Raw genomic sequence first — 24463 nt, 5'->3', positions numbered from 1 at the left:
AATCAATTCATGAAGAAAATTAATTTTTTTGCAGGGCCTGCAATATTGGCTCAGGAAGTTTTAGAAGAAGCAAGCAAGTCAGCACTATCTTTTGGAGATATGGGACTTTCTATTTTAGAAATATCCCATAGGTCAAAGCAATTTGTTGCCGTTATGGACGAGGCGAAAGCATTGGTCAAGGAACTTCTCGAAGTACCGGATGAATATGAAATACTATTCCTGTCGGGAGGAGCAAGTTCTCAATTTTACATGACTGCTATGAATATTCTCGGGGAAGATGACACCGCAGGGTATCTGGATACGGGCTCATGGTCGTCCAAAGCAATCAAAGAAGCAAAGTTATTTGGTGAGGTCAATGTAGTGGCCTCTTCAAAAGATAAGAACTATTCATACATCCCGAAAGGATATGAAATTCCTGAGGATTTGAAGTACTTACATCTGACCAGTAACAATACCATTTTCGGAACAGAAATTTTTGAATGGCCGAAGACAAAGGTTCCTTACATCGCTGATATGTCCTCCGATATTTTCAGCAGATCCATAGATGTTTCCAAGTTCTCTGTAATTTATGCAGGAGCTCAAAAAAACATGGGTCCGGCTGGAGTGACCTTAGTGATTGTTCGAAAGGATGTGCTGGGTAAAGTGGACAGGAAAATTCCTACGATGTTGAATTATCAAACGCATATTGACAAAGATTCTTCCTTTAATACTCCGCCTGTTTATCCTATCTATGTATCCATGCTTACCCTCAGATGGATTAAGAATAATGGTGGGATTGCTGCAATGGAAAAGCGGAACATTGAAAAGGCAAACTTACTTTATGATGAGATTGACCGAAATTCGAAGTTTGTTGGAACAGCAGCCAAAGAAGATAGATCCAGAATGAATGTTTGTTTTTTAGTGAAAGATGAGTCACATACGGAGGCTTTTCTGGCGGATTGCGCTGAGGCGGGATGTGTTGGTGTGAAAGGCCATCGCTCTGTAGGAGGTTTTAGAGCATCTATATACAATGCTATGCCAAAATCTGGAGTTCAAACTTTGGTAGAAGTTATGAAGAATTTCGAAGACAAAAACGCATAGAAGATATTGCCATCCAAGTCAAAGCATAAAACTTATCTTTTAAGGGTCGATGACCTAGATATTCCTGTTAAGATTTTTAAAGAGAGGAGGAACTCTATTCGCGCTTCTTTAGGGAAGCATCATGCTATTTTGAGACTTCCTCTCTTTCTAAATAGAAAAGAAGAACAGGATCAGATCGACCGATTCTATGTGTGGCTCAAGGAAAAGGTTTTAGTAGAGGATCGTTTTAAAAGAAGGTTTATAAAGAAACAGTACAAGACTGGTTATAAATTTCAGTTGTACGATAAGGAATATGGCTTAAGAATTGACTACAGTAGAAATAAAAATCATTCCGCGAAATATCTGGGTGCAGGCATTATTTGGATCAAGTTAGCCATCGGAGTAGATTTAGAGGAGGCGGAAAAAGATATCTCGACATTGATCAGCAGAGTTATTGCTAAACTTTATATCGGTAAAATTACTGATCGTGTCCAGCGAATTAACGACGCGTATTTTGGCCAAAACATTAAAAGTGTAAAGTTGAAGTACAATCGCAGTAACTGGGGATCATGCTCTACTTCTTCTAATATCAATTTATCAACCCGATTATTATTTGCACCAGAATCTGTGCAGGACTACGTCATCGTTCATGAGCTAGCGCACTTGCTGGAAATGAACCATTCCAAGCGATTTTGGAAAATTGTCAGTGAGGTTATGCCCGATTATAAGAAAGCGGAGAAATGGCTGAAGACCAATGGTCATGAATGTGATTTTTAGGATCTTAAATAAGATGCTCCATTGACATCAATTATGCTTCCAGTCATATAATCAATTCCTTCCATCGCTGACAGAGCAACGACCCTGGCTATTTCTTCAGGACTTGCAGCTCTTTTCAATGGACTTTGATCCTTGATTTGCTCTCCGGCTGGACTGTCCAGCAAATCGGCAACCATCTCTGTCTCCACAAAACCAGGTGCAATTACTCCTACTCTTATATTATAGGGTGCCAGGTACTGTGCCAATGATTGACTTAAAGCATTCAATCCGGCTTTACTTGCACCGTAGGCGGGACAATTGGGTTCTCCCCTAAATGCACCTCTGGATGAAATATTGATAATTTTACCTTTTCGGGAATTAATCATTTGTCGTGCTACTAGATAACACAAATTAGAAACGCCTGTTAAATTGGTGTTGATGGTACGATTCCAGATGTTCTGCCATTCTGCAAAGTCAATTTCAGCCAGTTTGTGTTCAATGAAGACGCCGGCGTTATTGATCAAAATGTCCACTGCGCCATATGCTTTTATAACCTGATCGACAAATTGGCTGACACTTGTAGGATTAGCGATATTGAGTTCATAATGTCTATGTTTTCCTGTACCGCTTAATTCGAGCATGGTTTCCTGAGCAGCATTATGGTTCGAATGATAAGTGAATATCACATTTGCGCTAGCCTCTGAAAATAGTTTCGCAATAGCTTTACCTATACCTCTGGATCCTCCTGTTATAATTACATTTTTATTGGAAAAATCGATGTTCATGTTTTGTTTTTTGTGGATTCGAAAATACGAAAATCCAGTTGGCAAGGCTTGATAGCAGAATTAATCTTCATTGGCACCAATGAGTTCATTGGCACCGATGAGTTGATTGGCCAGAAATATTCAAACTTAACACGATGCAAATAAATCCTGCAAGTTTCAAAATCTTAATATTCGAAAATCAATTTCTTTTCTACAGATCCATCTGAGTAAATATAAAACAGAAGTTGATTCTCTACGCTTTCCACCTTTCGCCCATTGACATCAAAAACCCCTATCAGCTCCTTTTTTCTTAAAACATTTTCTTCAGAAGTACTTGAAATGGTGCACTTACTACACTCAGACCAACAAAATGTACCTAAGTCTAAATCACTTTCACCTGATGATAGTGTGAAACCGTAATTATTAAACTCATCACAGGGATAATAGTCGCATGAGCTCCCAGCAGGAGCATTGCCGATTTCATCCCAACCATTAACCGTGAACAAATACTCATAATTACCGGGGCTTAATGGAAGTGTCAATGACCAAACATCGCCCTCCATTTGCATCTCATTACAAGCACCACACCATTCGTTAAAAGTGCCATTGAGATAAACCTTATCTGAACTGTTTAGATTCTGACTTGCCATATTGACTGAGAAAGTCACTGGAATTGGTGTATTGTCAGGTTGGCTCTCTTTGAGAGAAAGTATAAGTTTCGAATTCGAGATGCTGACACTACTCTTACTAAAATCACAATAACTATTAGACAATTTCTTAAAATCAGCTATCACCCACCTACTTGTATCAAGTAAGTCAAATTCATCTTCCCACTCCAGGGTGAAATGATTATCTGTGCCTGTATTTCCATTATCAGGTGAATAACGATAGTATTTTACGTAATCATAAGAAGCTGATCTGGGCATGACCGATGGGTCCCAAACCCCAACCCAATCTTCAAAGTCAGCAGGCCAGATATTCATAAATATTGACATCGGATATTTTAAATCCAATGCTGCAGGGTCATCTTGAACATAGACTAATGTACCATTAATAAACCAACGAACGATCCCCGGTTCCCATTCGATCACATAAGTATTTAGTCCAGCATGTGGGCTATCAGGAAAGTCAAGGGTGTCTCCATAAAACCAAGGCTGGGATTCACCGGGATGGTGAGTAGTCATATAAATGAGATTATTGTTTCCTGTCATTTCAAAATCTATCTCATTGTTATTAGCTGGCCAGTCACAACCAGCATCTTTGTTATAAAGGAAAAATGAGGAGATGATGCCATCACCTTGAGCCGATTGCATAGACACTTCGAAACGTCCATATTGGTAACTTTCTTGGGTATAGATTTCTGCTCCGGAGCAGAGTTGGCCGTATAGTCCAATGTTAAAAGAAAATATGACGATGACAATGGGTAGTTTGGTTCTCATAAACAGATTTATCTGGGCTTAAGATAAGATTGATCATAGAAATTATCAGAAAGAATACTGACTATTTTCTTGAAGTTTGTCGTATTGAAATGAGGCTTTTCTTTAAAATTAAGCTCCTTCAGAGCTAGCAGCAAAGCAGGCGAGGGAGCAAAAGCTGAATAACCAATAACTACAAACCCGCCCGCTTACTAATTTCCAACATCCGATCTATCGAAGCTACACCTTGCTCTATAATCCAATCCTCTAAAATGATCTCCGGCTGCTCATATTTCATGGCCAAATACAGTTTTTCCATCGTATTAAGCCTCATGTAAGGACACTCATTACATGCACAATTTTCATTATTAGGAGGTGCAGGTATGAAAGTCTTGTGAGGTGAAGCCTTTTCCATCTGATGAATAATACCACTTTCCGTCGCAACGATAAATTCTTCATGTTTGGATTCCTTGGTATACTTTAAAAGACCGCTGGTGGAACCTATAAAATCTGCCTTATCGAGAATATGGGCTTCACATTCTGGATGTGCTATCAACTTAGCCTTGGGAAATCTAACCTGAAGCTTTGTAATCTTTTCATTAGAAAAAATTTCATGTACCATACAGGTACCATTCCACAAGACCAAATCTCTACCCGTTTTCTTGATCAACCAAGCTCCTAAATTTCGATCAGGCGCAAAAATGATTCCTTTGTCCTTAGGAATTGAATTAATGACGTGCTCAGCATTTGAAGATGTACAACAAATATCCGTTAGCGTCTTCAATTCAGCAGTACAATTAATGTAAGAAACGACCACATGATCCGGGTATTTCTCCTTAAACTTTTTAAATAAATGCGGCGGGCAGGAGTCTGCCAGAGAGCATCCGGCTTTTAGATCCGGAAGCACTACTTTCTTAGAAGGAGATAGCATTTTTGCAGTCTCAGCCATAAAATGAACTCCAGCAAAAACAATCATATCGGCCTCCGTATTCGCCGCTTGCTGCGAAAGTCCTAATGAATCACCTATATAATCAGCCACATCCTGGATCTCCGACTCTTGATAATAATGTGCTAGAATAATGGCATTCTTTTCTTTCTTCAACTTTTCAATTTCCTCCACCAAATCTAATGTAGGGTCGACTTCCATATCGAGAAAGCCCTTTTTACTTAAATTTCCCTTTGCAATTTCTAATTCTTGTACTTCAGCCATAAGTTTGATTTTATCTCTTAACTCTACAACTCATTCCTGCTTCCCCTGGTTCATAAAAATAGGAGTAATACTTGACATAAAAAAAGCCGAAGCTGATGCGCTTCGGCTCGATTATAATAAAATAATCAAATTATTACTTTCTTATATCCAATACGTAGTTGTCGCTATTGTCTGTTGTCACAACATTGACCTCTCTTACGATAAAGATATAATAATCGTCATCTCTTTTTACAACATATATATCACCCGCCTCAACAGTACCACTGGTATTGTCATCTAGATCTTCACTGTTGTTTTCATATAAAGATACAATATCTTCCTTTGTACCCACTGATTCAAATTCAAAGCTTTCTAGTAATCCATTTTCACCTGGAACGATCGCTTTTAAAGTAGCATTATTGGCACCGGTAATTCTTTGAATCCAATTGCTTGCTGCTGGTTCATCAAGATCTATTCCTAAATCTCTGATTTCAGCCGCTGCATCATCTGAATTGGTACTCTCTCCAGTATCTAAATCCAATCCTCCTGTTCCTTGTGGTCCACCAGCATTAAATAAAACACCATCTAATGTGTCTACATTTGTTCCCGTAGTGATATCAAATACCTCTTCCGCTGTATTTCCTTCTACATCTTCTACTACAAAACGGTAAGTTTCAGTACCTGCAGTCTCTTGGACTCTTAGAAAAATGTCTACTTCTCCACCATCTGCAAAATCAGAAGGTAAGGCAAACGGATTATTATCTATCGCAGTGTTTCCAAAAGTCACTCTGCTTGCATCAAGTGTATTATCACCTTGATAAAAAGTAAGCGTAGAAAGATCATATGTTCCCATACCTAAGGTGGTCTTCGCCAGTAAAACTGAATTAGAAGGCACCATCACAGTCATTTCACCTGCAATGGAAATCGTTGGATTTTCCACTACTAACTCTGTCTCTACATCAAAAGTAAATCCACCTACATTGTTCCCTTCATCTGTAAACTCTACTTCGTATTGTTCTACACCGACTGTTTCGTGGGCAACGATATCTACAGACCACGCTACGCCGTCTTTATCGCTACCGAACAACAATATTGGATTTGCAGATGCAGGTGTTCCGTCAACTGTAATTCTGGAAAATGAAATATTTTGATTTCCTTCCTTAAAAGCTACACTCTTCAGTTGGTTATCATCTGTAGGTGTACCTGATATAGAAATCGTAAATACAGAGCCTGCTGTTATAGGTGCACTAGGGATACCGGTCACCGATACTAATGGATCATCTTCGCCTGGTGGATCTATAATACCTCCATCAGGATCACATGATGTAAGTAAGAAGGCGAACCCTGCAAATACCATTAAATTCTTCAATAAACTAAGTTTCATATCTAATTTTTTAATTTTTATTAATGTGTTTGAATTAAAACGAATTATTATCTGCTTAATTGACGGAGAAATGGATTGTTAACGCGCTCATGACCAATCGTGGTTTTCGGACCATGCCCAGGATAAACTTGAGTGCTATCCTCTAAAACCATCAACTTTTCATCTATACTTTGTAAGAGCGTTGACATATTACCACCCGGCAGATCTGTTCTACCGATACTCTCCAGAAATAGTACATCTCCTGCTATGAGGATGTTCGATTGCTCTTCCAGAAATGAAAGACTGGCCGGTGAGTGACCTGGTGTGAAAATAGCCTTCAACTTAGTCTGGCCAAACTCTAAATAATCGTCCTCTTCAATGTAGCTAGAGGGCTCAGGAGATACATTATATGGAATGCCATACATTTGACCTACCACCACTCCACTTCTCAAGGTCTCCAATTCTCCTTTATGAATTTCTAAGCCCAATTGATAGTGCTCACTGACAAATTTATTACCCAATATATGATCAATGTGACAATGGGTGTTGATTAATTTTACAGGATTCAAAGAATGACCTGAAATAAAATCTGCGAGGATTTTTTCTTCCTTTTGATTACTACATCCGGGATCAACTATAACACAATCACCAGTTTCATCGTATAATATATAGGTGTTTTCCTGAAAAGGATTGAAAGTAAATATGCCTAAATGCATGAAATATTTTAAGATTAATATTGGTTATGTGTGAAAATATCGCACATTTTCGTTTCCAATCCTTAAAACTTAATTAAAGTGATTTATGTTGCTTCATCAAGCGCTAATTATTCGTAAATTGTTTATCCTATGATAAAAAAGTCGGTATACCTTTTAGTTCTGATGCTTTTTTGCTGCTTTTATTCCAATGGGCAAAGCATCAATACGACTTTTGGTAAAAATAGGGTGCAATATCACAACAACTTCAAATATTGGTGGCAATATGAAACGCAGAACTTCAAGACCTATTGGTATGATCGCGGAAAGTTTGTAGGTATCCCCACGCTCCAGTTGGCTGAAATGGACTTCAATGAGATTCAGGAAATCCTTGAACACAGGATGAATGATAAAATAGAAATTGTCGTTTTTTCTGATCTCACAGATTTGAAAATGAGTAACATTGGCCTGGATGAAACCTTCACAACGGTCTCCGGAAGAACCAAAGTGGCTAACAATAAAGTTTTTGTGTATTTCGACGGCAATCATAATAATCTCAGAAAGCAAATCAGGCAGGGTGTTGCAGAAGTGTTTATCAACTCTATGTTATTTGGTAATTCATTCCAGGAAATCGTTCAGAATGCTGTAATGTTTAACGTGCCAAAATGGTATCGTCAAGGCATCAGCAAGTATGTTGAAACTGAATGGGATGAAAAAGCAGATGATCAATTGAGGCATTTTCTGACCAGAGATAAAAGAAGATATAAGTCGTTTAAAAAAATAAGTAAGGACCATCCTCAATTGGCTGGTCATTCATTTTGGAAGTACATAGGAGACACTTACGGCAAATCATCCATTTCAAACCTTCTATATCTGACCCGAATTAACCGCAACATGGAAGCAGCATTCATTTATGTGATTGGTGTTCCCTATAAACAGCTAAGAGCAGATTGGTATGCACATTACATGCAAAGATATCGTGATTTAAACCCTAAGCTAAACCCTGCAGATCAAGAGGATTTATTAGACGTCAAGATTAAAAAAAATACTGTTATATCTGATGTGAAATTGAGTGCTGACGGGCGTTACGCATCATTTGTTGAAAATAAAATTGGTAAAATCAAGGTTTACATCTACGATTTTGATGAAAACACACAATTTTCAGTTCTAAAGGTGGGAAAGAAGAATCCTTTGGAAATTACAGATTTCAACTATCCGGTTATTTCATGGTCCAATGAAGGGAGCGAACTTTCAATCATTTATGAGAAGCGAGATATCATCAAACATAGAAGAATTTCATTTGAAACTGATGAGGTGATTGATGATTTATTTGCACCTGAGTACAGGAGAGTGTACAGTGCCGATTATATTAATAACCAGGAGATGGTGATTTCTGCTACTACGGATGGATTCTCAGATCTCTATCAATATAATTTTATCAACAGACAATCCACCAGAATTACCAATGACTTCTTTGACGACCTGGATGTAAAAACTGCACAAATTAAAGGTCGAAATGGAGTGCTTTTCTCGTCTAACCGTACAGACAATTACTTAGTAGAAAGGAAGCTGGACACCATCTTGCCAATAGAAAAATTCGATATTTTCTTCCTGGATATGTCCGCAGAGGAAAATAAACTTTTTCGCATTAGCAAGACTCCTGGTGAAAGTGACCGGCAGCCTGTATATGTAGGTAATGATAGAGTAGCCTATCTTTCCGGAGGAAGCGGCATAATCAATAGAAAAATAGCAAATATCGAGGCTTTGGATGTTCTTCCACAGGCTTACTATAATTCTAACCTACAAAGTAATTTATTAGAACATGACGCTGATGGTAATCGATACATCTATACGCTAAGAAATGGCAAAAGACAGTCCATTTATCTGGGTGATATTGATTTTGACCAACAGTTCAATCCAGTTGTTACGGAATGGAAGAGAGAAGAAAGAGGTTTAAGCAAATCAAATGTTAATGTTGATGATAATGAACCGGATGTCGTGCATATAGAAAGTAGCCGTTTTATCGATCCGGAATATTATTTTCAAACGGAATTTAGCGAAGATTACCCACAGGAAACTAAAGAAGTTGAATTTGATCTCTTTTCCGAAACCAGTCGACCTGCCCCAACCATTATACAGAGTAAAGCCAAAAACAATGTGGTGAAGTTTATCAATAGTAGGGCAACTGCTGCCCGATTGAGGTTTAGAATAGACGATTTAACATCTAAGATGGACAACAGTGTCCTATTTGAAGGCCTCGATAGCTATGCAGGTGACCGCCAGGAAGCTTATCAACACCAACCGTTCGGTTACCTTATGAAAGCCAATATCAAGGACATTTTTGAAGATTATGTTTTTGAAGGAGGCGTTCGACTACCAACCTCGCTCAATGGTTCTGAAGCCTTCCTCACTTTTGACGATAAAAAGAAAAGGATTGATAAAAAATATGCACTCTATAGAAGGTCGATTTCTGAAAGACCTGAATTCTTTACCAATCCCAACCTGAGTACGCGGAAGAATACTACCATTGCCATGTATCAGTTGAAGTATCCTCTGGATATTTTTACAAGTGTTAGGGCAAGCTGGACTATTAGAACTGACAAGTTTTTTGACTTGGTCAATGAAAGAGCCAGTTTGGATGTGCCGAACATCACAGGTCAGCGCCTTGGTTTGAAGCTTGAATACATCTATGATAATTCTTATGATGTAGAGTTGAATATCAAGAGAGGAATGCGCTATAAATTTTATCTGGAAGGAGTAAATAGCATGAATGTCAGCCTGACCCCTCCTGTAGAGTTCAATTTGAGCAAAGCATTTATGACCATATTGGGAGCTGATGTCAGGCATTACACACCCATTGGTCGCTATGCTGTCTGGGCCAATAGGTTTGCCGGTGCTACAAATTTTGGATCGGAGAATATTCTCTATTACCTTGGAGGTGTGGAAAGTTGGCTTGGGCCAGTATTTAATATGGATACGCCTACGCCCGGAGGAAATTACGCTTTCACAGCAGTTGCTGCGAATCTGCGTGGATTTAATTTTAATGCTAGAAATGGGACTTCATTTGCACTATTCAATTCTGAAATCCGCCTTCCTATCTTCAACATGCTCAGTGCAGGACGCATTAAATATAAACTCATCAGAAATTTTCAGATTACCGGTTTTGTGGATGCGGGGGCAGCCTGGCACGGACTAACACCATATAGTGAAGAAAATATTATCAATACACTGACCTTAGAAAGTCCACCTACGGTTCGTGTGAACGTAAGATATTTCAGAGATCCCTTGATTCTGGGGTATGGCCTGGGAATGAGAACTTCGCTGTTCGGATATTTTGTCAAACTGGATTATGGATGGGGTGTAGAAACCAGGATCGTTCAAAAACCCAGACTTTACCTATCATTTGGAATGGATTTTTAATTTTTCATTGACTTTTTCTAATAACCAGCTTTGGTCTGTCAATCGACTTTCTTCGAGTTCACAGCGAAGTTTAATCAGATTTTAATGACCTTACGTATTTCAAAATAGTGCTTATATATTACCAGGAATAGTTATAGTCCAATACTAATCCTACAAAAAAGGAAAGCAGAATGTTGGACGAAATCCTCATGAGTATTGAAGAGGGCTTTTGTTTTTTGAGAGATTACGTATCTTTCGCAGATGCAGAAAGTGGAACACATAGGTATTGCCGTAAAAGATCTGGAGGAGGCGGAACAAGTTTATTCGGCTTTGTTCAGTTCACAACCATACAAAAGAGAGACTGTTGCCAGCGAAAAGGTAATCACCTCGTTCTTTAAAAACGGTCCGAATAAGATTGAGCTTCTTCAAAGTACAGATCCAGAGAGTGCTATTTCTAAGTTTATTGAAAAAAAAGGTGAAGGCATACATCATATCGCTTTTGCCGTAGTTGATATCAAGGCAGAAATGAAGCGTTTGTCCACACAGGGATTCCGGCTGCTGAGTGATGAGCCCAAAAGAGGAGCGGATAATAAGTGGATTTGTTTTGTACACCCGAAATCGACCAACGGAGTATTGATCGAATTGTGCCAGGAAGCAGCTGACTAATATGGAATGGTTTATCTATTTCATCGCCATTTTTGGAGGTTTGGTTGCTGGCATCATCAATACCCTTTCCGGATTCGGTTCGGCCATTACCCTAACTATTCTTTCAGAGATGATGGGACTTCCCGGAAATCTTGCCAACGGATCTAATCGTATAGGTGTAGTAGCTCAGGGCTTAAGTGGAAGTTTTAGCTTTTATCAAAATGGCAAACTTAAGATTAAAAAGCATGGGCTTTTAATATTCTGTTGTTTCACAGGTGCCATGCTGGGGGTTTGGGTTGCGCTCAATGTTAGCAATGAACAATTCAGAACGGTTTTTAAGTATCTAATGATCGCTGTTTTCTTTGTACTTTTGATAAGACCTAAGCGATGGCTAAATCCGCCGGATGCCCACGCACGCCTGAATCCATGGCTGGCCATTCCTATGTTTTTAGCACTTGGTTTTTATGGTGGCTTTATTCAAATGGGCATGGGTGTATTCTTTCTCTTAATCACGGTATTGATCGGCAAGTTTAATATTATTGAAGCAAATGCTGTTAAAGGTTTCACTGTACTTTTATATAGTATTGTTGTGCTTGCAATTTTTCACAACAGAGGTTTGGTGGATTGGAAGGCAGGAGGAATCATTGCAATAGGTCAATTAATGGGAGGCTACTTTGCAGCTAACTTCGCATCTAAATTTCCTAAAGCCGATATCTGGGCTTATCGGATGCTTGTCATTATCGTCATTCTGGCCATTTTGCAATTGTTTGGAGTCTTTGCGTTTATCATAGGTTAAATAAAAAAGAGGCTGCTTATTAAGTAAGCAGCCTCTTTCGAATCCAATAAATCTTTATTATTTACTGATAGAAACCTTTTGAATATAGTTTTTATCAGCAATAATCATATTGAGATAGTAAATTCCTGAATTCAAGTCAGATACATTGATTCTACTATCATTATTTGAAATTCGCTGTTGTCTTACCAATCTTCCACTGGCGTCAAAAATCCTTAACGGAGCTTCCTGAAAAAGCTGATTTTCAAATTCTATTCTTATAAAGTCCCTAGCAGGATTAGGCGATACCATTATTCCAGCCTCATTGAAAGTAATATTTTGAGTAGAAGATGAACCCAAGAAGATCATATCATCCCAATAATAAGTTTTCTCACCTGCTTCACCGCCTGATACACCAAAGTTGAAGAAAATCACCACTTTATCGTAATCCACATTAAAGTCCACTTGCCCTTGAGCGGGATTAGCAAAGTCGAATTCTAGAGTCTCCCATTCTCCTGCAGCAGTAGTAGTGCTCAATGTTTCTACAAAAAGTCCAGCGTCTACTGCATTCTCCAGCTTTAAAAGTACAGGTGTATTAGCATCTGGAGACCATACTCTAACACTAAGTTTCATATTTTCTTCAGAGAATGGTACAGGCATCGCCAAGCCATTTGCACCTACGACAGTTCCACCCCACGTCTCAGCAACATCGGTCTTGACAGCTTCACCTACTAAATTACTTTCATCTGTCGGATCTGTAACAATTTGACCAACCACACCGCCAAAACTAGCAAAAGCATAGTCAATACTTGCTGTATCTTCAAATGTGATCGGGAAATTGGGTCGTGTATCTGTTTCTCCTAATCCACCTCCACCTGCAAAAATGATGTCATCAAAGAAGTAAGTCTCATCGTTTCCTGCAGTTCCAAAACTGAAGAAAACACTCACCTTATCATAAACATTATCGAGGCTCAAAATACCGGCTGCAGCATCAGCGAAATCAAATTCCAATGTTTCCCATTGTTCAGCGACAGTAGTATTGGTCTCCGCCTCAATAAATATACCACCATTAGTTGCATCTTCCACTTTCAATCTTATGGGCGTATCAGCCGTCGGTGACCATACCCGCACCGTCATTATGGTATTATCCTGGTCGAAAGGAATAGCGTTTGCTAATCCACTTCCTCCCACAGTTGTTCCTGCCCAAACTTCAGAGCCCATGGTCTTTATGACCTGACCTGCTAAATTGTTCTCATCAGTAGGATCCACTACAATCATAGAGGCATTACCTCCGAAATCTGTTAAACCATAGTCTACAGATGCGGTATCTTCAAAAGTAATGGGTAGGTCTACCTGCATTTTTTCAGATCCACCCGACTCGGCCATCATAACATTATCCCAGTAATAGGTTTCACCAGTACCTGAAGTACCAAAGTTGAAGAAAATACTGATTTTATTGTAAGTGTTTGAAAAATCTATCGCGGCTGTACCCTCTGCATTTTGTGTGAAATCAAAGGTCAACATTTCCCACTCTCCTTCAGCTGTAGTCAAAGCATCAGTTTCCACTGAAATGCCCGGATCTCCTGCATTTTCTACTTTGAGCCTAACTGGTGTTCCAGCTGTCGGTGACCAAATCCATGCAGTCATAGATGCATTTTCGCTGGTCAAAGGAATGGCTGATGCCAGACCTGAACCGCCCATGGTAGTTCCTGCCCATACTTCTGATCCCATTGTTTTTGTAGCTTGACCCACGAGATTGTTTTCGTCAGTGGGATCTACAACAATCATAGAGGCATTTCCTCCAAAGTCTGTAAGTCCGTAATCCACAGAAGCCGTATCTTCGAATGTAATGGGTAAATCCAATAAGGATTTCGTGATTCCACCTCCTCCAATAAAAATAATATCATCGAAAAAGTAAGTTTCGCCTGTTCCAAGCGTTCCGAAATTAAAGAAAATGGAAACCTTGTCGTAAACATTTGCAAGGTTCAATGTTCCTACCGCTCCATCGGCAAAATTGAATTCCAAAGTTTCCCACGATTCTGCAACAGTGGTCATCACTTCGACTTCAACGGCTATTCCAGGATCACTGGCATTTTCAACTTTTAATCTAATGGGTATGCCTGCAGTTGGCGACCAAACCCTGGCACTAATGATCGTATTCTGATCGTCAAAAGGAACGGGATTGGCTAACCCATTGGTACCAATAGTCGTTCCAGCCCAAACCTGGTCAGCATTTTTAGTAGCCTGACCCACCCTATTGGTATCATCGGTGGGATCAACAACAATTTCTGAAGCATTTCCCCCAAAGTCAGATAGCATATAATCTATGGTATCCTCAAAGGTGATGGGAAGATCTACTTGTGAAAATGCCAACATGGGCATCATACATAACAGTAAAAATGTAATTCTTTTCATATTCATATTTTATAAAATTTAGTTTGAATTCGTACAACCACTTCGATTGATTTTAGACATCTATATTACGCTAAATTCGAACGATTGTTTGCAACATTTGTAAGTAATTGCATAGTTTTTCGTCTTTAAGAAGCCATTGAGACAACAACTTTTAATTGTTAATGTTTACCCTCTAACTCAGCATCTACAAATTTAATTGAGTGAGTATGTTTTCAATTGATATAATGTAGGGAAAAAAACCTCAAGTAATATATTTAATTTGTTTACAACAAGTAATTGCATATGAAAGTACTTTTAATGGGTTTGATCTGTTTCTTCGGTATAATCAGCCTTTCTGCCCAAGAGAAAAATATAAAAATTAAGAGATATTCAGATGGTTTTACATTGACAATAGATGAAGAACCATTCATGATCAATGGAATGAACTGGGACTATTTTCCCGTGGGAACGACCGTAACTTATAGCCTCTGGAATCAATCTGATGATTTGATTAAAGCCGCTCTAGATCGGGAAATGTCAATGTTACAAAATATGGGTGTCAATGTGATCAGACAATATGTAGGCATCCAACCAAGATGGATTACATATATCTATGAAAAATATGGCATCTACACTATGCTCAATCATGCATTTGGCAGGTATGGGCTAACCTTAAACGGCAGGTGGGTACCAAATACTGAATATGCAGATCCACTGACCCAACAATTATTACTATCGGAAGTAAGAAAACTTGCAGAGGAATATAAAGATACACCTGGTTTAATCATGTATCTATTAGGTAATGAAAACAACTATGGCCTTTTCTGGGATGGCGCAGAAACAGAAGATATTCCTATTGAAGATAGAAAGTCGACCGTCCGTGCGCGTGCCATGTACAAGCTTTTTAACGAAGCCGCGATCATTATGAAAGAAGTGGATCAGTCGCACCCGGTGGCTATGTGTAATGGTGATTTATTATTTATAGAGATCATAGCTGAGGAATGTAAGGACATAGATATCTATGGCACCAATATGTATAGAGGTATTTCATTTGGTGATGCCTTTCAAAGGGTTCAGGAATTATTAGATAAACCCTTTGTTTTTACTGAATTTGGGGCTGATGCATTCAATGTTTTGGAAAACAGCGAAGACCAAAAGTCACAGGCTTACTATATGGTCGGAAACTGGAAAGAAATCTATGAGAATGCTGCAGGAAATGGGTTAGTGGGTAATTCCATAGGTGGTTTCACCTTCCAATTTAGCGATGGGTGGTGGAAATATGGTCAAACCACAAATCTGGATATTCATGATACGAATGCATCATGGGGTAACGGAGGTTATCAAAATGATTTCGAAGAAGGAGAAGATAATATGAATGAAGAATGGTTTGGGGTTTGTGCCAAAGGGCCCACCAATGAAAGAGGCTTGTATTACCTATACCCCAGGGCCGCTTATTACGCTCTCAAGAAGGCCCACCAAATCGACCCTTATATTTCCTCCTTGGATGAAATTCAAACCTATTTTGAAAACATCAATATAATGGAAGCTGTCATTGAAGCGAGAGGTGATAAAGCGGCAATGATAGGTGAACAAGTCAATAAGGTGAGATTAAGTGGACTTAGGGCTGAATTAACAACATTCAATACAGGAGGAAGCTTAATATCTACCCCAAAGGATGCAGTACCAGGTGCTCAGAATTATCCTGACGAATTGGGCTTCGACCACATGCAGTCCTTTTTTGTAGATGTCGAGGCCAACCCAGCTCCTAATGTCAGAGCAGACATCTCTTTTAATGTCTTAGGAAGGGTTGCCGAGAATCCTATCAATGAAATATTCTATGAAAATCGTGGACGTGTACAAAGTGTAAATACAAACAATGGAGACTTGGCCCTCTCCTCTATTAATCGACTAGCCGTTTACAGAGGAGATTTTGAATGGAACAGCAAGTATTTCAATCTGGATGGATTTTATAGAACAGGCCACTATCAATGGGGATATGAAGGAGATTTCTTTGGTTTATATCCTGAAGCTAATTATGGTCAAAACATAGATATTTACAATGGTATAGCGCCATTTGGAGTAGAAATGGAGGGGAAGAAATCTCTGGAAGGATTGAAGTTGGCATTCGGACCAGAATTGTGGTGGGGAGCTAATCCGGCCGTTCTGGTAAAATACAGAAAGTCATTTAAGGGTTTCGACATTACGGGAATCTTTCATGAAGATTTAGACGCACAAAATTCAACCGTAAGCTCTTTTGCCATTCCACAATTGGTCAACAGAAGAGCCTCTCTACATATTGCAAAATCATTTGGTCAGCTTGGTTTAGAATTAGGTGGTATCTGGTCCGGCCAACCTAGAAATGGTGAAACTTTTCAACTTGTCGATCTAGATGGAGAAGGAGATTACACGGTCTATCAAGACCAGATTAAACCATCTGATAATTGGGGAGGCAAGGCCAGAATTACTTATTCTGCAGGACCTGTCAATTGGTATGCGCAAGGAGCTGCCATGGGTGTTGTTGCACTTGGAGGTGCGGATTACACAAAGATGTACACCGGATGGAGATTGAAAGATAGTGGAAGTGGCAATCAATTTAATTTTCTCACAGGTTTTACCTATTTAGTGGGTGACTTTCAAATTGCCCCTAATTTCTTATGGCAGAAACCCATTATTGGTCCTATTCCCGGAGATGTTTCTGCGCCAGGTGTTCCTAGAAATATATTAGATGACCCTTTTGCAGTTAGGGCCAACAGAGAAACCGTGGGTGGTGAAATTTTATTCACCTTCGATCCCACACCCGGCACCTGGATGTACGAATGGGATAATGACATGGCAGAGGATGCGGCGTTTGCGATGAGTGCAGGACTAATATATCGGCATCAACCCACTACTCAAGATGCAGCAATCGGAATTTTGGCAGATGGCCGATCTTTAATTACTTTTCCAGGAGCTCCTCCAGCGCAGGATTTATGGGAAGTGAGTGCCAGAATGGTCTCAAAAGTGAGCAGAGACTTTGGCCTTATTGCATATCTATATACTGGGAATGCCCAGGCTAATGGGAGTGATCCTCGATTGATTCATCGTGGTGGTGGAAACCTTCGTTTGATCTATAAAAAATATAAGTTGTCCACTGAAGTTAAAGTGGATGATTGGGGGCCTTTTGATTATCACAGAGATTTCAACTTGACCTATCCTTTACAACTGATGGCTGATGTTTCTACTAATATTAGTAAACCCTCTTGGTGGAACCACCTTCCAGACACAAGAATGGGACTACAGTATACCTGGAGATCATTGAACGAGTTTTCTCCCAGATACTGTCCTACTCAAGCCATAGATGCTGCTGGTAATATCGTTTGTGACCCCACGGCTATTGGCTTCGAAAATGGAACAGAGTGGGAGTTCAGGACCTACTTTATGATAAACATTGGCATGTAAAAAAAAAGAGATGAAAAACATATATTATTTAGTTGGTTTTATAATTGCACTATCAAGCTGTAGCAGAGATTTCGATCAATTGGAATTGGCGACGTATCCGGATATACCCGAGGTATATATTGATGGGTTTAGTCCCGGATTAAATTATGCAGCATTTGGAGGTTCTAAGGTCACTGCGTTCGATGTAGATACCGAAACCAAGTATAGAGGAACTTCTTCTATGAAATTTGCAGTACCCGATGCTGGTGATCCCGGGGGAGCATATGCAGGAGGTGGTTTCTACACAGACATTGGTAGAGATTTAACAGACTACGATGCTCTGACCTTTTGGGCAAAAGCTTCGAAATCTGCTACAATTGACATTATTGGATTTGGGAATGATTTAGGAGAATCCCGATATGTCAGTAGTATCTCAAATCTTCGCGTTAACACCAATTGGACAAAATACTATATTCCCATTGCCGATGCTTCGAAGTTGACACAGGAAAGTGGAATGCTTTTTTATTCCGAAGGTCCGGAAAATGGTATGGGCTATACTTTCTGGCTGGACGAGGTTCAGTTTGAAAAGCTGGGAACTATAGCGCACCCTAAGGCTTCAATTTTAGATGGACAAGATCAAGTGATCTCTGCAGAAACTGGCGATGAGCGGCAAATAGGTGGCACAACCGTTTCCTTTAATCTCCCGACGGGAGTGGATCAAGTGGTAAATGTTGCTCCAGCATATTTCGACTTTAATTCTTCTGAACCCACCATCGCTAGCGTCAATGAATTAGGTGTGGTAAAAGTATTGGATCAAGGGAATGCCGTTATTACCGCGACTCTTCAAGAAATTGATGCCGATGGATCCCTGACCATTACCTCCTCAGGGCAGGCTGTTCGGCCCCAGATACCGGCGCCAATGCCTACCGTTAGTGCAGATAGTGTCATATCTATGTTTAGCAATGTCTATAATAATGTGACTGTTGATACCTGGAATCCATTTTGGGAGTTTTCAACCACAGCAGTTGAAGATATTCAGGTCGATGGCAATGATATCAAAAGATACAGTAACCTAAATTTTGTGGGCATTCTCACTGAATCAGATAAGATTGACGCCAGTAATATGACCCATTTTCATATCGATATCTGGACTCCTAATTCGACTGCTCCTCCGGCTTCATTTAAGGTATTAATAGTTGATTTCGGAGCAGATGGAAACTTCGGCGGAGGAGACGATTCTTCACATGAGCTTTCATTCAACAGTCCACTGCTTCGGACAGAAGAGTGGGTCAGTATTGATGTCCCTTTATCTAATTTCACCGGTTTAATCAACAGAAATAATATTGCTCAGTTGGTACTATCAGGAGATCTTTCGACTGTTTTCGTTGATAATGTTTATTACTATAATTCTGGTACAGAAAGCAGCACTGGACCTGCCAGTTCTTCTCCTAATCCTAATAGAAATGAAAGCAGTGTCATATCTATATTTAGTGATACTTATACCAATGTTAATGGTACCGATTTTAATCCAGACTGGGGACAAAGTACCTCCGTTTCCCAAATTTCACTTATGGGTAACAATACTTTGTTATACAGTGGTCTCAACTATCAAGGAACACAATTTGCTGCTCCTGTTGATGCATCTGAGATGACACACATTCATTTAGATTTCTGGAGTCAAAATTCATTTGAACTCAATTTTTACTTGATCAGCCCCGGGCCAACAGAAACTGGTTTCTCATTGAATGTACCTACGAGTGGTTGGACCAGCATTGATATCCCACTTTCTACCTTCTCACCTGTAGATCTTGCTGAAATTATTCAACTCAAGTTTGATGGAAATGGAGATATTTATTTAGACAACATTTACTTCTTCAAGGAAGGAGAGAATGAAAACGTCCCCAGTAGTGCTGCACCTGAGCCCTTCAGGGATGAATCTGCGGTCCGGTCATTGTTCAGTGATGCTTATGCCAATGTCGATGGAACCAATCTAAATCCTGACTGGGGACAAGCAACGCAGGTATCTGAATTGATCATCGACGATAACAACACGCTTTTATATAGCGGACTTAATTACCAGGGTATGGAACTTGGTAGCAGCCAGAATGTCACAGAATTTACCCATATTCACATTGATTACTGGAGCAACAATTCTACAGCTCTGTCCATATTTTTAATCAGTCCGGGTCCGGCTGAAACTCCTTTTGCTTTAAGCGTACCTACTTCCGGGTGGTCCAGTGTGGATATACCTTTATCTGAATTTTCAGCTGTAGATCTGAGTGAAGTGTTCCAATTAAAATTTGAAGGAAACGGAGACATCTACATTGACAACTTATATTTTTACAAAGAATAGCTCATCCATTATGAAGTACTTATTAGCATTTTTAATGATTACACTATTAGCTCTTAGCTGTAGTGATGACAATGGTATAAAAAATACAACCTGGCAGTTGGTTTGGGAAGATAATTTTGATGGTGAACAAGGTCAATTGCCCAATCCCGAAAACTGGACTTATGATGTGGGCACTGATTGGGGAAATGCTCAATTAGAGTACGATACTGATAGAGCAGATAACGTTCAGCTGGATGGTCAGGGAAACTTAGCCATCATAGCCAGACGAGAGAATTTTGCCGGTTCTTCTTTTACTTCTGGTCGCATTAAAACTCAAGGCTTATTTGATCAGGCCTATGGAAGATTCGAAGCCCGAATATTGATGCCATATGGTCCAGGCATATGGCCCGCTTTCTGGTTATTAGGCTCTGATATCGATGAGGTGAACTGGCCACAATGTGGAGAGATAGACATCATGGAATACAGGGGCCAGGAGCCAAATATCATTCATGGGTCTGTCCATGGACCAGGCTATTCAGGTGGTAATGCCATTACAAAGAGTTATGGTCTTCAAAAGGCTCGATTCGATACAGATTTTTATATTTATGCTATTGAATGGGGAGGAGATTACATCGACTTTTTTGTAAATGATGATTTGTACCAGCGTATTACTCCTGAAGACGTTACCGGCGAATGGGTTTATGATCATCCATTTTTCATCATATTAAATGTAGCAGTCGGTGGTAATTATGTGGGTTTTCCGACGGATCAGACCGTCTTTCCCCAAACCATGTTAGTGGATTATGTAAGAGTTTATTCAGCCGTAGAATAAAATAACCAATTGAGAAAATGACTAAGATCGAAATAAGTGATGTAACCATCAACGAAGAGCCTTTCTTTAAAATATCGCATGTTGATAAGATGCGCCCCTTTTTCATGAGCATCGTAAGTGAATCCAATCATTGGATGTTCATTTCAAGTAATGGTGGATTGACAGCAGGTAGGAAAAATGCTGAGTATGCACTATTCCCTTATTACACAGACGATAAGATTACTGAGTCCAGTGAAATTACAGGCAGTAGAACCATCCTTAGACTGCATACTGAAACCGACGATATTTTGTGGGAACCCTTTTCTATCCGACAGGACGGCCTTTTTCACATCAGCAGAAACCTTTATAAAAACAAGTTAGGCAACAAAGTGATTTTTGAGGAAGTCAACCATGATCTCGACCTTACTTTTTCATACCAATGGAGCTCTAGTGACCAATTTGGTTTCATTAAATCTTCTAAAATTACAAACGAGCGAAAAGGCAAGTGTGTTATTTCAATGATAGATGGAATACAGAACATATTGCCTTATGGGGTAGGAAGTTTTCTACAAAGTCAATCCAGTAATCTGGTTGATGCATACAAGCGAAATCAGATCGAATCCAAGAGCAAATTGGGTATCTTTGCCCTATCAGCCATCATTGTTGATAAGGCAGAGCCAAGCGAGGCATTGAAAGCAAATATAGCCTGGACTACTGGCTTAGATCAGGGAGAAATTTTATTGTCATCTATACAGCTTGATGCCTTTCGAAAAGGTCAGGAGATTACTGAAGAAAAAGATATCAAAGCTGAGAAAGGCGCTTATTTCTTACATCATAAATTGACATTAAACATTGGCGAAACCAAGAAATGGTATGTTATAGCGGATGTCAATAAGAACCACTCACAGGTCATTAAATTAATAGAAGTCATCAATCAGAGCGATGACCTCATTTCAGTAATTATGGATGACATTGAAGAAGGTAGCCGCAAATTGATTGAATTAGCGGCAAGTGCTGATGCCTTGCAGTTAACTTCTGATCATTACCGAGACGCCAGACACTTTTCAAATGTCCTTTTTAATATCATGCGAGGCGGCATATTTGACCACAACTACCGCGTAGAAAAATGGGACCTTTTAAAATATCTCCAAATTGCAAATCCCTCCGTTCCGGATAAAAATGAGCAATTTCTAAATGAATTGCCGGACGAAATTGATTATTCTGAATTGATCGGCAAAGTCAAAGGTCAAAAAGATTCTGATTTACAAAGACTATTGATAGAGTATCTACCTCTGAAGTTTAGCAGAAGGCACGGAGATCCCAGCAGACCCTGGAACAAGTTCTCCATCAATACAAAAAATGAAATCGACGGTTCTAAAGTATTGGACTATCAAGGCAATTGGAGAGATATATTTCAAAATTGGGAAGCACTGGCTATGGCATTCCCAAATTTCCTGGCGGGAATGATCTTCAAGTTTTTGAATGCGTCGACATTTGAAGGCTACAATCCATACAGGGTAACAAAAGATGGGTTTGACTGGGAAACCATAGAGCCAGATGATCCCTGGTCATACATTGGATATTGGGGCGATCATCAGGTCATTTATCTGCTTAAACTTCTGGAGTTGTCCAATGATTTTCACAAGGATTCCCTTCATGACTTCCTGGACAATGATCTCTTTGTTTATGCGAATGTGCCCTATAAAATCAAAAGCTTTGAAGAAATAATAAAGAATCCACAAGATACCATCGATTTTGATCATCAGTTGGATGAAGAAATTCGAAATAGAAAATCTATAGATGGAGCAGATAGCGCATTATTGAAAAATCAATCAGGCAATATCCACAAAGTCAATTTTTTTGAGAAAACCCTTGCCCTGCTGCTTTCAAAGCTCTCCAATTTTATTCCTGAGGGTGGTATCTGGATGAATACGCAACGACCTGAGTGGAATGATGCTAATAATGCCTTGGTGGGAAATGGAATATCTATGGTCACACTGTATTATCTGAAACGATACATTGACTTTTTTCTGAATTTCTTGAAAAACAAAGACAAGAGCTTTCATGTGTCTGAAGAGCTTTCTTCCTTCTTTATCGAGATATTTAAATTGCTAAAAGAAAATCAAGAGCACATTGATCAAGGTTTTACTGATGCAGATCGGAGAACAATTGTAGAGAGGTTGGGTCTTGCAGCACAAGATTACAGAAATACAGTTTATAAATCTTCTTTCTCCGGGGAAAAGGTGTCCATATCTACACGTGAATTCTTAGCTTTTCTCGAACTAACGAATGCTTATGTCGTACAGTCCATTAAGGCCAACGAAAGGCCGGATGGACTATTTCATGCCTATAATATTCTCGATATAAAATCTGATTCTGAGCTCGGTATAGATCATTTAAGTGAGATGCTAGAAGGGCAGGTGGCCATTTTGAGTTCAGGCTATCTGAAGGCAAAGGATGTATTGAATTTACTGGATGCTTTGAAACAAAGTAAGCTTTATCGTGAAGATCAAAATAGCTACATCCTGTACCCCAATAAAAATCTACCCTCATTCTTAGAAAAGAACACGTTCGAACGCGAAGAAATAAAAGCTTCTGATGTATTATGGTCAATGGTAGAACGCGGAGATGCAGAAATTATTGAGAAGGATGTCAATAATAGATACCACTTCAACGGCAATTTTAAAAATGCAAAAGATCTCAAGGTCGCGCTTGACGCCAGGGGTGATGAAATATCAGAAACTGAAGCGCGGCAAATTCTAGATATTTTTGAAAAGCACTTCAATCACAAAGCTTTTACAGGAAGGTCAGGTACATTCTACGGTTATGAGGGACTGGGGTCCATATATTGGCATATGGTTTCAAAGCTTCATCTGGCTGTTCAGGAATGTTACTTTCAGGCCGTTGATGAGAATACTGATGCAGCTATCATTAAAGGCATTCGCAATCACTATTACTCCATTGGCGACGGCATAGGTATACATAAGTCTCCTGAAGTTTATGGTGCATTCCCTACTGATCCCTATTCCCATACTCCTGCAACCAAAGGTGCTCAGCAACCTGGAATGACTGGGCAGGTGAAAGAAGACATATTGGTCAGATACTTCGAATTGGGTATTAAGATCGAAGAGGGCTGCTTGATGTTCGATCCTCAGCTTCTTAAAAAGACAGAGTTTTTAGATCAAAATAGTTCTGTGAAATATGTGGATGTGAGAGGGAATAGTCAGCACCTGGAATTGCAAGATGGAGAGCTCTTTTTTTCTTATTGCCAGGTTCCGGTCATTTATTCGATTGGCAAAGAAAAAGAAGTTATATTAGAATTTGCTAACGGGACTAAGGACAAAAATTCGACATACCTACTAAGCGAAGAGCAAAGTCAATTAGTTTTCAACAGGACTCATGAAATTCTGAAGATAAGGGTGAAAATACCTGAACAAATGCTAAAATGATGTAAA

Annotated in this window: 15 protein-coding genes; 9 read left to right on the top strand and 6 right to left on the bottom strand. The window is 39.4% G+C overall.

Annotation, left to right across the window (positions count from 1 at the left end; translation table 11 throughout):
* Positions 1–9: 9 nt before the first annotated feature.
* Positions 10–1080: a 3-phosphoserine/phosphohydroxythreonine transaminase gene (serC, locus tag L2567_RS15370; RefSeq protein ID WP_235298689.1), complete on the top strand. Its 1071-nt coding sequence runs from the start codon at positions 10–12 to the stop codon at positions 1078–1080.
* Between the two features lie 6 nt (positions 1081–1086).
* Positions 1087–1836 (top strand): M48 family metallopeptidase, encoded by a 750-nt coding sequence (locus L2567_RS15365; RefSeq protein WP_235298688.1) that lies wholly within the window; start codon positions 1087–1089, stop codon positions 1834–1836.
* On the opposite strand, the gene L2567_RS15360 is transcribed toward L2567_RS15365, so the two are convergent.
* The 5 genes from L2567_RS15360 to L2567_RS15340 all read right to left on the bottom strand — a co-directional run bounded on the left by L2567_RS15360 (position 1833) and on the right by L2567_RS15340 (position 7262).
* A complete protein-coding gene (locus tag L2567_RS15360) occupies positions 1833–2600 on the bottom strand; it encodes an SDR family NAD(P)-dependent oxidoreductase (RefSeq protein WP_235298687.1) in 768 nt (255 codons plus the stop codon). The genes L2567_RS15365 and L2567_RS15360 overlap by 4 nt on opposite strands.
* 164 nt (positions 2601–2764) lie before the next feature.
* Positions 2765–4018: a family 16 glycosylhydrolase gene (locus L2567_RS15355; protein WP_235298686.1), complete on the bottom strand. Its 1254-nt coding sequence runs from the start codon at positions 4016–4018 to the stop codon at positions 2765–2767.
* A 169-nt stretch (positions 4019–4187) separates the two neighbouring features.
* Complete coding sequence (gene nadA / locus L2567_RS15350) at positions 4188–5204, bottom strand: quinolinate synthase NadA (RefSeq protein WP_235298685.1); 1017 nt, start codon at positions 5202–5204, stop codon at positions 4188–4190.
* Between the two features lie 133 nt (positions 5205–5337).
* Positions 5338–6567: a hypothetical protein gene (locus tag L2567_RS15345; protein ID WP_235298684.1), complete on the bottom strand. Its 1230-nt coding sequence runs from the start codon at positions 6565–6567 to the stop codon at positions 5338–5340.
* Between the two features lie 47 nt (positions 6568–6614).
* Complete coding sequence (locus L2567_RS15340; RefSeq protein ID WP_235298683.1) at positions 6615–7262, bottom strand: MBL fold metallo-hydrolase; 648 nt, start codon at positions 7260–7262, stop codon at positions 6615–6617.
* A 129-nt stretch (positions 7263–7391) separates the two neighbouring features.
* Here L2567_RS15340 and L2567_RS15335 point away from each other — a divergent pair, with 129 nt between their 5' ends.
* From L2567_RS15335 to L2567_RS15325, 3 genes are all read left to right on the top strand, one after another.
* The gene (locus tag L2567_RS15335; protein WP_235298682.1) at positions 7392–10658 is read left to right on the top strand and encodes a BamA/TamA family outer membrane protein; all 3267 of its coding nucleotides are present in this window, start codon (positions 7392–7394) and stop codon (positions 10656–10658) included.
* A gap of 240 nt (positions 10659–10898) precedes the next feature.
* Positions 10899–11303 (top strand): methylmalonyl-CoA epimerase, encoded by a 405-nt coding sequence (gene mce, locus L2567_RS15330; RefSeq protein ID WP_235298681.1) that lies wholly within the window; start codon positions 10899–10901, stop codon positions 11301–11303.
* Position 11304: 1 nt separating this feature from the next.
* Positions 11305–12078 carry a sulfite exporter TauE/SafE family protein gene (locus tag L2567_RS15325; RefSeq protein WP_235298680.1) on the top strand — a complete coding sequence of 258 codons (774 nt, stop codon included), beginning with the start codon at positions 11305–11307 and terminating at the stop codon, positions 12076–12078.
* 57 nt (positions 12079–12135) lie between these two features.
* On the opposite strand, the gene L2567_RS15320 is transcribed toward L2567_RS15325, so the two are convergent.
* Positions 12136–14469, bottom strand: coding sequence for a T9SS type A sorting domain-containing protein (locus L2567_RS15320; protein ID WP_235298679.1), 2334 nt, complete (start codon positions 14467–14469; stop codon positions 12136–12138).
* 282 nt (positions 14470–14751) lie between these two features.
* Here L2567_RS15320 and L2567_RS15315 point away from each other — a divergent pair, with 282 nt between their 5' ends.
* The 4 genes from L2567_RS15315 to L2567_RS15300 are packed head-to-tail and all read left to right on the top strand — an operon-like array spanning position 14752 to position 24457.
* A complete protein-coding gene (locus tag L2567_RS15315; protein WP_235298678.1) occupies positions 14752–17886 on the top strand; it encodes a glycoside hydrolase family 2 TIM barrel-domain containing protein in 3135 nt (1044 codons plus the stop codon).
* 10 nt (positions 17887–17896) lie between these two features.
* A complete protein-coding gene (locus L2567_RS15310) occupies positions 17897–20218 on the top strand; it encodes a hypothetical protein (protein WP_235298677.1) in 2322 nt (773 codons plus the stop codon).
* 10 nt (positions 20219–20228) lie between these two features.
* Positions 20229–21029 (top strand): glycoside hydrolase family 16 protein, encoded by an 801-nt coding sequence (locus L2567_RS15305; RefSeq protein ID WP_235298676.1) that lies wholly within the window; start codon positions 20229–20231, stop codon positions 21027–21029.
* Between the two features lie 17 nt (positions 21030–21046).
* Positions 21047–24457, top strand: a complete 3411-nt coding sequence (locus tag L2567_RS15300; protein WP_235298675.1) for a hypothetical protein — start codon at positions 21047–21049, stop codon at positions 24455–24457.
* Positions 24458–24463 lie beyond the last annotated feature (6 nt).

The organism is Portibacter marinus, assembly GCF_021533195.1.
In the GTDB taxonomy this organism is placed as follows: Bacteria; Bacteroidota; Bacteroidia; order Chitinophagales; family Saprospiraceae; genus Portibacter; species Portibacter marinus.
This window is presented reverse-complemented; position numbering and strand designations above follow the sequence as displayed.

Bases quoted from the DNA above. Each gene is read 5' to 3' on its own strand.
- L2567_RS15315 (WP_235298678.1), top strand. From the start codon at position 14,752: ATGAAAGTACTTTTAATGGGTTTGATCTGTTTCTTCGGTATAATCAGC.
- L2567_RS15300 (WP_235298675.1), top strand. From the start codon at position 21,047: ATGACTAAGATCGAAATAAGTGATGTAACCATCAACGAAGAGCCTTTC.
- L2567_RS15340 (WP_235298683.1), bottom strand. From the start codon at position 7,262: ATGCATTTAGGCATATTTACTTTCAATCCTTTTCAGGAAAACACCTAT.
- L2567_RS15320 (WP_235298679.1), bottom strand. From the start codon at position 14,469: ATGAAAAGAATTACATTTTTACTGTTATGTATGATGCCCATGTTGGCA.
- L2567_RS15355 (WP_235298686.1), bottom strand. From the start codon at position 4,018: ATGAGAACCAAACTACCCATTGTCATCGTCATATTTTCTTTTAACATT.
- L2567_RS15310 (WP_235298677.1), top strand. From the start codon at position 17,897: ATGAAAAACATATATTATTTAGTTGGTTTTATAATTGCACTATCAAGC.
- L2567_RS15325 (WP_235298680.1), top strand. From the start codon at position 11,305: ATGGAATGGTTTATCTATTTCATCGCCATTTTTGGAGGTTTGGTTGCT.
- L2567_RS15345 (WP_235298684.1), bottom strand. From the start codon at position 6,567: ATGAAACTTAGTTTATTGAAGAATTTAATGGTATTTGCAGGGTTCGCC.
- serC (WP_235298689.1), top strand. From the start codon at position 10: ATGAAGAAAATTAATTTTTTTGCAGGGCCTGCAATATTGGCTCAGGAA.
- L2567_RS15305 (WP_235298676.1), top strand. From the start codon at position 20,229: ATGAAGTACTTATTAGCATTTTTAATGATTACACTATTAGCTCTTAGC.
- L2567_RS15335 (WP_235298682.1), top strand. From the start codon at position 7,392: ATGATAAAAAAGTCGGTATACCTTTTAGTTCTGATGCTTTTTTGCTGC.
- L2567_RS15360 (WP_235298687.1), bottom strand. From the start codon at position 2,600: ATGAACATCGATTTTTCCAATAAAAATGTAATTATAACAGGAGGATCC.
- nadA (WP_235298685.1), bottom strand. From the start codon at position 5,204: ATGGCTGAAGTACAAGAATTAGAAATTGCAAAGGGAAATTTAAGTAAA.
- mce (WP_235298681.1), top strand. From the start codon at position 10,899: ATGCAGAAAGTGGAACACATAGGTATTGCCGTAAAAGATCTGGAGGAG.